The sequence below is a fragment of the Salibaculum halophilum genome (genome assembly GCF_002094885.1).
In the GTDB taxonomy this organism is placed as follows: domain Bacteria; phylum Pseudomonadota; class Alphaproteobacteria; order Rhodobacterales; family Rhodobacteraceae; genus Salibaculum; species Salibaculum halophilum.
Map to the genome: position 1 here is coordinate 1 of NZ_MSIT01000019.1, position 11,283 is coordinate 11,283.

The following is an 11,283-nucleotide window of genomic DNA, read 5'->3' on the forward strand; positions in this document are numbered from 1 at the left end:
CTCCCGCACTTGCTACGCCCGGACGCGACGACCGGGCGATACGTCCTCAGGGCTGCGGGCGCCTGACCGTTGGGCGTCGGCGTGTCTGTCGACCGAGATGCGGCGGCCGTCCTGAAGCTCGACCGCGCCGGTTTCGAGCAAATGCTTGAGCTTTTCGAGGTTCGCCGCGACGGCGCGCCTGATCCGGCGGACGGCGAAGAATTCCAGCGCCGCCGGGTATCCGGTTGCGAGGTTCCAGGAGTCGATCATGCGGGTGCCGCGCCGGGTCTGCCGGAATGCGATGTGGCGGCGGACGACCGGCGTGCCGGCCACGGTTTCCACGGTCAGACTCTCTCCGGGCGCCATTTGGGTGATCTCCGTAATTTGGCTGTCGGTCTTTCGCGTTTGGTGATAACGGGCGCCAACCGCGGGGCCGTTGCCGCGCTCCTGTCTCACGTCCACCACGTAGTAGTTCCACAGCGGAATGTTGCGCTGGTCGGCGACGAAGGCGAAGACGTCGTCCCGCGCCACTGACAGGTCGATCTCGTTGGCGAACTTCATGCCACCTCTCCAAGGCCTTCAGTGTGAACCGGGGCCGTGCCGTGCGGCTGGAGGGTAACCCGGTCGGCCAGGCGCCTCGCGGAATCGGGATCGTGGCTGGGCAGGTAGACCGTTGGGCGCTGTGCGGCATGGGCGAGGATCTTGCGATGCGTCTCGATCTCGGCCTCGAGATCGGTGCCGATGCCATCGGCCACCATCCGCACGAGGTGGTCCTCGGTGTAGGAGGTGTCGCCGGCGAACATGATGGTTGTGTCGCCCTCCTCCAGCAGCACGGAGAGGTGTCCGGGCGAATGGCCCGGCGTCGGCACGAGCGTCACGTCGCCCGCACGGGTCAGGCTTGCATGGCGCGGGAAGGGCGCGAGGGGGCCGTCCTCGAAGTCGACGGGCGTGGGCGCGAAACCGCGCGGCCAGCGCTGGTTGAGGTAGCCGTTCATGCGGCCCTTGAGCCCGGTCGCGAAGGTCCACTCCTCCCGCGAGACGAGGACTTCGGCGTTCGGGAAATGATGCAGCCCGCCGTCATGGTCCTGGTGCAGGTGCGTCATGACCACCCAGCGCACGTCCTCCGGCGCAAGGCCACGCGCCCGCATCTGCGGGCCGATCTCCTCTTCCGGCGCGATGTCGAAGACGGCCGCCCGCTGGATGAGCGGCATGAAGGGCGGGAAGTAGCGCGGCCTGTTGGCATCCGCCGGAATGCCGGTATCGACGACGATCAGCCCCTCGGGGTGTTCGATCACCCACACATGGACCGGCAGCCAGTCGGTCATCGCCTTGTCGAACCACGCGTTCAGAAGGCGGCGCATTCCGTCGCCCTCGCCCTCCCGCCAGCGTTCGGTGACGCGGACGCGGCCTGTCTCGATGGCATGAATTTTCATGAGTTTCCTCCTATTGGCTTGGTGTGAAGCCGACCTGGCGAATGAGCGCGTTCACTTCGTGGGCGAAGAGCGCGTCGACATCCCCGATGACCGGCTGGATGAGGTGAAAGAGCTCGAGCATGATGTGCCCGTGCAGCCGCGCCCAGGAAATCGCGGCCAGATAGAGCGCGTGGGGCGGCAGGTCGTGCCCCTCCAACCCGGTCAGCGCGTCGAACGACCGCGCGATCTCCGGGGGCAGGCGCCGATATTCCTCCGGCAGGTCGATCTCGCCACACTCGATCGCCTGCGCGAAGATGCTGGCGGTGACGAGGAAGCTGCGCCGCGCGGCCGGGTAGGTGGTGTCGGTGGGCTGTTCGTAGGTTGGGATCGGGCTGCCGTAGAGGAGCTGGAAGTCGATCGGATGATCGAGAGCCCACCGCCGCCACGCATGGGCGACGGCCACCAGTCTCTCCGCCCCGCCTCGCGAGGCGACGTCTGCATCCGCTTTCTCGACCGCCTCTGCGAGCTGGGTGAAGGCGTCGAGGATCAGGGCCGTGATCAGGTCGTTGATGCTGCCGAAGTAGTGATAGAGCCCCGGCGCGGTCATGCCCATTCGCTTCGCGATGGCGCGCAGCGACAACCCCGCCGCCCCCTGTTCGGCCAGAAGCGCACGGGCGGTGTCCTTGATCTCTTCGCGGGCCTCGAGGCGCCGGCGGTCGCGTCGGTCCGGTTGCATCACGGCATTCCTGTAACGGCTTTCGTTTTATCTAACACTGTTAAAATTACGCGCGCGACCGCATCCTGTCAAGACCGGCCTCCGCGTCAGCAGGGGGGCGAGGGATATGCCACGTTCCAGGGTCGAACCGGCGCCGCATCCCGCGCCGCGTATTCGCGTGTCGCGGGGTCGATGGCCCGACCCGGCGCATGGCAAGATGGATAGGTCAGAAGCGGCTTGCGGCCGGCCGAAGGCATTCAGACCCAGCCCGCCGCGCGCGTCATGCGGTGACGATGGGTATGACCCGCAAGGAATTGCCCGGCCGCCAGGATGGTGCCTGTTTCATGATCGTCCCGCGCCGGGCTGGCGCGTGCTGTCAGGGCATCCTAGTCGCGCCCGCTGGCCGCGACGATCATGCGCCAGCCACCGACACCGCAAAGCGCACCGCCGCCAAGCGCGAGGCCCAGGCCGACCATCGGCGCATGCACCACCGACAGCGCCGCGCCGCCGCCGGAGGCCATCATGCCGACAACAAGCGCCACCAGCCAGATGTCGGCGCGTCCGGGTGCGCGCCCGGCGGTCTGCCCCTTCTGACGTTGCACCATGCGCACCACCGCAAACACCAGCAGCGTCACCGCCGCCACGAGGACCAAGCCCCCGAGAACGGGCCATGTCGCGCCGAGGGCCGTGCCGATGGCCACGAGTGACGCCCCGACCGCGACAAGCGGCATCAGATCGGTATCGCCGGTGTCCTGTGTCATGGCGGTCGGGTGACATGGGAACGGGCCGATTCGCAATTCCGCCCGGGGGGCACCGGCGGCGCTGCCATGGCAACTCGCCCGCACCGCTGACGTTTCAATCGCGCCACAGGTGGCCCTGCACCACGGGTCCGATCCGGGCGATGATCTCGTCTTGCGTCATCTCGGCCACGGGCGGCAGTTTCAGGATGTAGCGGCACAGCGCCAGCCCGAAAAGCTGGCTGACAATCAGCGCCGCGCGGGTGTCCGCGTCATCGGCATCGGTCAGGCCCGCGACGGTCGGCGCGACCTGCTTTTCGAAGACCGCGCGTATCTTGTCCGACGCGTCCTGGTTGGAGACGGCCGAGCGCAACAGGATCGGCAGGCCGATGGCGCTCCGCTCGCCCTCCCACAGGTTCAGGAAATGCGCGACGAAGGCGGTGCCGGCCCTGTCGCGCGGGATGGCGCCCGGGTCCGGCAGCTTGAGGTCGATCACGACAGCCGCCGAGAACAGCCCCTCCTTTGACCCGAAGTAGCGCATGATCATCGCCGGGTCGATCGGCACCGCGCGGGCGATCCGGCGCACCGATGCGCCATCGTAGCCATTCTCGTAGAACTGCCGTTGCGCGGCCGCGAGGATCGCCTGGCGGGTCGTTTCGGATTTCGGGGTCTTCGTCAGTGTTCTGCTCATGGACAGAATTTGCCAACGCCTGTTGACTTTGGCAAGCGACTCCGTCATGGGTGCGAAAAAGTCAACATGCGTTGACATTCTGACAGCAAGCGGCGGTCCTGCCGATCCGAAAAGGAGCAAACCCATGCCCAAGATCCTTCGCGCCCCCATCGCCGGGCTCGTGGCCTTCACGCTCGCCAATGTCGTGAGCAACCTTCTGTTCTTCCAGCTCGGGGCGCCCATCCTGTTCGACCCGGATATCCAGTCCGCCAAGGTCATCGACGTGCTCTTCGAGATGGCGCCGCGCCCGCTGATGTTCGAAAACGGGCCGCTCTACATGGCCTACGCGGCCGGTATCGGTGCGATACACGGGCTGGTTTTCATGATGATCGAACCGGCCCTGGGCCAGACACGGCTGCAGCGCGGGCTGCGCTTCGCCGTGGTGCTCTGGGCGCTGATGGCGCTCTACTTCGAGTTCCACACGCCCTTCAACATGTTCCGCGAGCCGCTCATGCTCGTGGGGCTGGAGCTTGTCTTCTGGGTCTTCGTGGTGCTCGCGGAAGGGCTCGCCCTCGCGTTCCTCTACGGGCGCAGCCGCCACGCCCCGGCAACCGCCGTGGAATGACGGGCCGGTCACCGCCGCGCGACGGAATGCGCCGGCATCGACCCGCTGATGTTCGCCGGCGCCTTCACCCTGTTTCCAGGTCGAACGATGCACGAGGTGCTCTTCGGGCGCGAGGGGTGAGCAAGTCACAGGAGGCACCAATGAACACGCCCCTGCTCTTCATCGGCACCGTGCTTATTTGGGGCACGACCTGGATCGCCATCGCGGCGCAGGTCGGCCACGCCCCGGTCGCGGTCTCGATCTTCTATCGCTTCGCGCTTGCCGGGGTACTGATGCTGGCCGCGCTTTGCGCCCTGGGGCGGCTGAGGCGGCCGCCGGTGTGGCGGTTCGTGGTCATCCAGGCGCTCTGCCTCTTCAGCCTCAACTTCATCGGGCTCTACACCGCCACCGAGACAATCTCCTCCGGTCTGGTCGCGGTGATCTTCTCGCTGGCGTCGATCTTCAACGCGATCAATGCGCAAGTCTTCTTCGGGGACCGGATCCGCCCGCGGACCGTCGCCGCGGGCGGGCTCGGCGTGGCGGGGCTCGTCTGCCTCTTCTGGCACGATCTCGCGGTCTCGTTCGATCCGGCGGCGCTGCGCGGGGTCGGCTGGGCCGTGCTCGGAACCATGTTCTTTTCGTGGGGCAACATGGCGTCGCGGCGCAACGCGATGCTGGGCATCACGCCGGTCACGGCCAACGCATGGGGCATGGGGATAGGCGCGCTCGGCCTTCTCGGCATCCTCGCCGCAGTGGGGCAGCCGCTCGCGATTCCGACCGGCGGGCTCTACTGGGGCGCGCTTCTCTATCTTTCCGTCGTCGGGTCCATCGGCGGCTTCACAGCCTACCTCGTGCTGGCGGGACGGATCGGCGCCGCCGGGGCCGGCTATGCCACCGTGCTTTTCCCGATCGTCGCGCTGACGGCATCGAGCCTGTTCGAGGGATATGAATGGGCCCCGCTGTCCATGCTGGGCGTGGCGCTCGCCGGGCTCGGCAATCTGGTCATGTTCCGCAAGTCCGGCGACTCCGCAGCGAATACCCGTTCCGACGCGCCGGGTTGCGACAGCCGGCGGCCCAGTTGAACGGCCGCTTCGGGCCGATTCCGGACAAGGGTTCGACGTTGACGGGCTCCGATGTCGCGAGTTTTCTCCAGTGGAGGATGACATGCACCACGAAAAGTGTTCATGGACAAGCAAAGATGCAGAGGTGGCGCGAGACCTTCGGGACTGAGGCGAGGTCTGGCTCGGACGGCAGGCTCACTCCGGACAGCGTTGCGGGTTATTCTGGGAAGAACTGGGCCACGGAGTAGTTATCCACAAAAAAGCGCGCGCTATCGAAATCCCGGACAACATCACCAACGATTCTTTCGTTCGGACACATTATCTTGTGTGAAGCGCGGGTCATCTGATCCACGCGGTCCGGAACGGAGGAAGACACATGCCAAGCCTTAGCCTTGTTGCCGACGGCGCGCCCATCTCGCTAAATTACCCGCCGGAGGGATTCCGTCTTGGTGCACGGTGTCTGTACGCGGAGCGGATCACACGGGATGGCGAGATCGAGCTGCAACGACTTTGCGGCTGGATATCGGTTATCGGCGTCACACACGACGTACACGGGCGGGAGTATGGTCGGGTGGTCGAGTTCATCACCATCGACAACCGACGGCTTCGACGGGTCATACGCGCCAGCGACATCGTCGGGGCCCGAAGCCGCGTCATCCGCGATCTGATCGACGAAGGGTTCGATGTCGAGCTGACCGGGCAACAGGCGCTCGCAAAATGCCTTTACAAATGGCGTCCTGCGGCGCGCTTCACGATCACCCATCGGCGCGGCTGGCTTGCCGGCACCGAAGCATTCGTGCTGCCCGATGGGGTCACGAAAGGATCGGAGAACGTCATTTACACTGGCCCGGATGATCTTCGTGCACCTCCTGCGCGCGGTACGCTCTACAGCTGGCGCGATGAAATCGCGGCGCGTGCGCGGGGGAACCCACTGCTCATGGTCGCGCTCTCGACTGCATTCGCTGGTCCGCTGGTCGAACCATTGGGTCTTGAAAACGGCATGCTGCATTTCCGTGGCGGCTCCTCGTCTGGCAAGTCCACGTTGCTCGCGGCAGCCGCGTCAATATGGTGGGCACCCGAAGGCGTCAGGCGCTGGAGGGCGACCGACAATGGGTTGGAAGGCACAGCAGAGCGCGCGAACAGCATGCTGCTTTGCCTCGACGAGCTGGCCGAAGTCGATGGACGAGCGGCAGACGCTGCCATTTACATGCTTGGAAACGGTCAGGGAAAAGCACGGTCGAAGTCGAACGGACAGCTCGGGCAAGCGGCGCACTGGCAGCTGATGATGTTGTCCAGCGGCGAGATCAGCTTGCGGCAGAAACTGCAGGAGGCCGGGCGGACTGCACAAGCCGGGCAGGCTGTTCGCGCTTTGGACATCGAGGCGGATCAACAGACATTCGGCGCGTTCGACGATCTTCATGACTGCGAAGATGGCCGGGTCTTCAGTGACGCTTTGCGCGATGCCGCGGCAGCGCACTACGGTCACGCCGGCCCGGCGTTTGTCGCCGCCGTCCTGAACGAGCCCGAGCGCGCACGGCTCAAGGCGCGACAGCTGATGGAACGGTTCATCAGCAAGGCCGAGGGACGGCATCCGCGCACAGGGTCGGGCGTGCCGGGCCGGGCCAGGAAGCGGTTCGCGCTGATTGCAGCGGCCGGCGAGCTGTCAACGCATTATCACATCTCTAACTGGAACAAGGGTGATGCGATGGAGGCTGCGCTGGAGACCTTCGGGCTCTGGCTCGAAAACCGGGGCCAGCACCACGATCGTCTGGAGGAACAGGCTGTCTTGCGCGTGCAGGTTTTCTTGTTCGAGAACCGTGACCGGATTCACGATCTGGATACGGCACAGTCAATTCCGGAGCCATCAGCGTACGCGAAGGGTGATCACATCTTTTTACCCACGCAGATATGGGAGCACATCCACGATGGAGAGTGTCCGAAGCGTGCCGCGCAAGCCCTTCAGCGCCGCGGGCTTCTGGAGTTTGGAGACGGGCGGAACATAAAAGCGCGCATGCCGCAGGGCGTGACGGGTGAGAGCCGGGGCTACAAGCTGCGCCGCCGCATTCTTGACGATGTCGTGTCGGATATGTCGGAAACGTCGGAAGGTACTGACAAAAACCAATAATCCCGTTCCGACAGCGTGTAACCATGTCGGATAATGTCGGTCAGAACGGCCTCACGATTCAGGTGGGTTTCTGTCGAGCCAGTCCGCCAGAATACGCCGGATCATCTCCGGCCTGGTCGGTATGTCGTCCTCGTTGCGACGGACTTCGTCAAGCTGTCGTATCATCTCGCGCGGAAGCCTCACCATCACGCCTTCCGTGTCGGATTTTGGCCTGCCCACACCTTTTTTCATGACCGCCCCTTGATTTTTCTTATTTTCGATATCATAAATTGGCGAGCGGGGCAAGAGATCCGACCCTCTTGCCCGCGCTCTAACCATCACGATCTGAATAGGAGATCATCATGGCTACGGCGATCGATACCACTGCCCTCCATCCGGCGAAAGGCTGCGCGCCGGCGCACACGCCCGTTTCCCGGGCATTCAACCACCTTCTGGCGCAGCTCGAGTCATTTGTCGCGCACGAGCAGTCGGTGGATGCACCCGGCATCGATATCCTGTCCGAGGCGTTCCGGAAACGCCTGGCAAACGCGGAAGCGGCGCGCGAAGCGCTGTGCGAAACTGTCGGCGACGTGCTGGTCGCGCCGGATTACAGGCCCGAAGATCGCGCGCTGCGGCGGCTGGCGCACGTTCTCCATGTGATGCTCACGTTCGAGGACGACGGAGACCGGCAGCATTTCCATCAGTCGACGGTCCGGCACCGCGACATCTTCGCGATCGACGGGCAGTCGTCTGCCGCGCGGCTGACCAAGCGGTTGTCGCAGAGCTTTTTCAGTCACTTCGATGATCTTGCAAGCCTTCGCGAGTTCGGCGGCGACGGTCTTTTCGTCTTTCCGGAAACGGATTTCGCGCCGGTCCCGGCCTGACGTCACACACCTTGTTCTTCTGCGGGTCGGCAGGTCCGGCCCGCGCTCTTTTCCCACGAACACGGAGGCGTGACATGCCCCAGCAACTGCCGTTGCCCGGCTTCCACCTGCCGGAGCGCCCCACCGAAGCGCGCATCGCCCGCACCGCACTTTCCCGCTACCCCGACGTCCTCCCGGATGATCTCTGTACGCATGCGAAGATTCTCGGCCTCGCCGGGGAGCACCTGGTCGATTGCGTTCTCGCGATGTTCGGCGAGCGCGCGATCCCCACCCCGGAGCATGAACAGTTCGACCGCATCGTCTGGTTGGATCAACGTCTTCTGCGCGTTCAGATCAAGACCCGGCATGTGCTGGGCGCGGGCGGCTACGTCTTCAACGTGCGTCGGGGCTATCAGCGCGGCCCTGTCGGAACGCGGCCGTACGATCCCGGCGATTTCGACGTGCTCGCGCTGGTAGCGCTTCCGGAATTTGTCGTGAAGTTCACTGCCGAGTGGCGGCCGTCGCACGTCGTCTCAGCTGCTGAGATACCCCGCCTGCGGCGACAGCCCCGGGCGAGCTTCGACACCGCCCTGAACGCGCTCGGGCTTGCCGACGCCGTCCCGGACCCGGCTCCGGACACGACGCCAGGAACCGCCGCCGCCTGAGCTTCCCGCATCTTCAATCCACCCGATCCGGCGCGTGATGGCGCGCCCGGGCCGGCCCCGCCATGCGAGACTTCAAGAGGATTTCCCATGTCCGAGACACCGAAACACCACAACCTTCCCGGCCTCGACGACGCCATCGCGCAGCTGCGCCGCGCCGCGCCCGCGCGGGCGGATATCGACGACCTCTACGGCGATGTCTTCGACGACCCGCTGCCCGAGATCCCGGACGGCGGCCCGGTGGAGGTCGCCAGCGCGCTGAGCGCCGTGACGACGCTGCAGCTCGGCGCGGCGCACGCCTCGGCTGGCAGCCCGGGGATGATCCCACCGCCGGGTGTGCTGCACGTCATCGAAGCGCCCGATGCCGCGGCCCGCGAGCGGGTTGAGAAAATCGTTAACGCCATGATCGACGCCGGTGCCACCGCCGGTGTGCAAAAGCCGAGGGTGGTCGAACAGGCAGGAACGGGCAAAGGCGTCGACGCCGAGATGACGCATACCAAGATCGAGCGCGCCCTTCTCAGAGGGCTCGGCGTGATCGCCATCCTGCAGCCGGGAATGCCGCTGCCGGACAAGCTGCGCCGCCGCGTCGCCCTGACGCTGCCACTCAGGCCGATCAGCGCCGCGATGCTGCGCGCGTTGCTGTCCGAGATCCATGACGTCACGGCACCCGCGCTGGACCTGTCCGACGCCGACGCCGCAGGGCTGTCGGACCTCGACCTCGCCGCCATCTTTGCCGCGCCCGACATCGACGCGGCACAGGCCGAGCTTGCCCGGTTGACCACGCCGGACACGCCGACCGGACAGGTCACGCTCGAAGATGTCCATGGCCAACCCGTGGCCCGACAGGCGCTCGAAGACCTTTGCGCGGACCTCGCAGACTGGCGCGCCGGTGCCCTGGACTGGGCGCAAGTCACCCGGTCCTTCCTGCTTTACGGCCCGCCCGGCAACGGCAAGACGATGCTTTCCGAAGCGCTGGCCGGCTCTGCGGGGGTGCCACTGATCGCCACGAGCTATGCCGACAATCAGCGGCGCGGGCATCAAGGCGACATGCTTAAGGGCCTCACGGAGGCCGTCACCCGCGCCTGCACCCAAGTGCCAAGCGTCTTCTTCATCGACGAGATCGACGCTTTCCACGCCCGCGGCCAGAGCCACAATGGCTACATGATCGGTATCGTGACCGGCCTGCTGACCCAGCTCGACCGCCTGATGAAGACCGAGGGCGTGATCGTGCTCGCCGCGACAAATCACCCGGACACCGTCGACCCCGCGATCCGGCGCGCGGGCCGGTTCGACCGGCACATCCCCGTCGCGCCCCCCGACCGCGACGGCGTGCAGGCCCTCCTCGCCGGTGCCAGTCCAGACCTCCCCGCGCAGGATCTCGCCGGGTTGACGGACCAGCTTCTCGGGCAGAGCGGCGCGGAGATCACGGCCCTTGTCCGCGCCGCGCGCACCCGCGCACGCCGCCGCGGGGCCGCCCTCGCGCCCGGCGACCTCGACGCCGCGGCGGCTGACCTCGCCCCCGCGCCGGACCCGGACACGTTGCGCCGCGTGGCGGTGCACGAAGCCGGACATCTGCTTGCCGGACACCTCTTCGGCGCGCCCGCCGCGCAGCGGGCCACTCTCCGGGCCAGTGGCGGGGCGGTCGAGCGGCCCAAGCCTGATTTCCTGACCCGCGCGCGCATCGATGCGCTCGTCCGGACCTTCCTCGGCGGACGCGCGGCCGAAGCGGTTGTTTTTGAGGAGGTCTCGAGCGGCGCGGGCGGCGGCGCGGAGAGCGACCTCGCCATGGCCACGCAGCTCCTGACCGACGCCGAGATGCGCCTCGGCCTCGGGGACACCCTGACCTGGCACTCGCCGGACATCACCACACGGCTGCTCGCGCAGCAGTCCCGGAAACGGATCGAGGACACCCTCCGGACAGCCGAGGCCGAGACGCGCGCGGCCCTGAGCCGTCGCCGCGCCGCGCTGGAGCGCATCGCCGAGGCCCTCACCGATACGAGGGAGCTTCACGCCGAAGATCTGGCGGACCTTCTCGATCAGGTGACCCCGGACAGGACCACGGAGAGCGCAGATTGTGTTGATGCCAATGAACGCACCACTCAAGCCCCGTCCGGGACATGACGCCCCGCGCCGGACACGCCCCCAACCAACCCACCAACCCGAAAGGCTCCGGACACCCGTCCGGAGCCCCCCGCGACAGGGCCGCAGGCCCTGCGCGCGCAAGATTTGAAAAACCAAAGACCAAACACCCAACCCCCGCCGCACCCAACGGCGGCGGGACAACCAGGATCATCATATACCGAAACGGCAAGACCCATGGACACGTCCGGCCCGACACGCCCGCTGACTCGATCCCCGCAATCCGCTAGGCTCCGACCACGCGGCACAGCCCAAGCGCCAAAATGTACCGCGTTTCGTACCTTGACCATCCAACCGGACAGAAAGTCGAACGATATTAGCTACTTGCAAGAAAATA

General features: G+C 66.1%; 12 protein-coding genes. 6 read left to right on the forward strand and 6 right to left on the reverse strand.

The window, feature by feature from the left end:
• Positions 1–12: 12 nt before the first annotated feature.
• From BU124_RS11575 to BU124_RS11595, 5 genes are all read right to left on the reverse strand, one after another.
• The gene (locus tag BU124_RS11575) at positions 13–540 is read right to left on the reverse strand and encodes an SRPBCC family protein (RefSeq protein ID WP_084863742.1); all 528 of its coding nucleotides are present in this window, start codon (positions 538–540) and stop codon (positions 13–15) included.
• Positions 537–1,412, reverse strand: coding sequence for an N-acyl homoserine lactonase family protein (locus BU124_RS11580; RefSeq protein ID WP_084863743.1), 876 nt, complete (start codon positions 1,410–1,412; stop codon positions 537–539). The genes BU124_RS11575 and BU124_RS11580 overlap by 4 nt, the downstream gene beginning before the upstream one ends.
• Before the next feature lie 10 nt (positions 1,413–1,422).
• Entirely contained in the window at positions 1,423–2,127 is a 705-nt protein-coding gene (locus BU124_RS11585) for a TetR/AcrR family transcriptional regulator (RefSeq protein ID WP_084863744.1), read from the reverse strand.
• A gap of 365 nt (positions 2,128–2,492) precedes the next feature.
• Entirely contained in the window at positions 2,493–2,867 is a 375-nt protein-coding gene (locus BU124_RS11590; RefSeq protein WP_084863745.1) for a hypothetical protein, read from the reverse strand.
• A gap of 94 nt (positions 2,868–2,961) precedes the next feature.
• Complete coding sequence (locus BU124_RS11595; protein WP_084863753.1) at positions 2,962–3,534, reverse strand: TetR/AcrR family transcriptional regulator; 573 nt, start codon at positions 3,532–3,534, stop codon at positions 2,962–2,964.
• A gap of 124 nt (positions 3,535–3,658) precedes the next feature.
• Between BU124_RS11595 and BU124_RS11600 the strand changes: the two genes are divergently transcribed.
• From BU124_RS11600 to BU124_RS11610, 3 genes are all read left to right on the forward strand, one after another.
• Entirely contained in the window at positions 3,659–4,138 is a 480-nt protein-coding gene (locus BU124_RS11600) for a hypothetical protein (RefSeq protein WP_084863746.1), read from the forward strand.
• A gap of 140 nt (positions 4,139–4,278) precedes the next feature.
• The gene (locus BU124_RS11605; RefSeq protein WP_084863747.1) at positions 4,279–5,199 is read left to right on the forward strand and encodes a DMT family transporter; all 921 of its coding nucleotides are present in this window, start codon (positions 4,279–4,281) and stop codon (positions 5,197–5,199) included.
• A gap of 355 nt (positions 5,200–5,554) precedes the next feature.
• Positions 5,555–7,303 (forward strand): DUF927 domain-containing protein, encoded by a 1,749-nt coding sequence (locus tag BU124_RS11610; RefSeq protein WP_084863748.1) that lies wholly within the window; start codon positions 5,555–5,557, stop codon positions 7,301–7,303.
• 51 nt (positions 7,304–7,354) lie between these two features.
• Here the strand turns inward: BU124_RS11610 and BU124_RS11615 are convergent, their stop codons facing one another.
• A complete protein-coding gene (locus tag BU124_RS11615; RefSeq protein ID WP_245831682.1) occupies positions 7,355–7,534 on the reverse strand; it encodes a ribbon-helix-helix protein, CopG family in 180 nt (59 codons plus the stop codon).
• 110 nt (positions 7,535–7,644) lie between these two features.
• Between BU124_RS11615 and BU124_RS11620 the strand changes: the two genes are divergently transcribed.
• From BU124_RS11620 to BU124_RS11630, 3 genes are all read left to right on the forward strand, one after another.
• Positions 7,645–8,166, forward strand: coding sequence for a hypothetical protein (locus BU124_RS11620; RefSeq protein WP_084863750.1), 522 nt, complete (start codon positions 7,645–7,647; stop codon positions 8,164–8,166).
• Between the two features lie 74 nt (positions 8,167–8,240).
• Positions 8,241–8,810, forward strand: coding sequence for a group I intron-associated PD-(D/E)XK endonuclease (locus BU124_RS11625; protein ID WP_084863751.1), 570 nt, complete (start codon positions 8,241–8,243; stop codon positions 8,808–8,810).
• An 87-nt stretch (positions 8,811–8,897) separates the two neighbouring features.
• Positions 8,898–10,928 (forward strand): AAA family ATPase, encoded by a 2,031-nt coding sequence (locus BU124_RS11630; RefSeq protein ID WP_084863752.1) that lies wholly within the window; start codon positions 8,898–8,900, stop codon positions 10,926–10,928.
• The last annotated feature ends 355 nt before the right edge of the window (positions 10,929–11,283 follow it).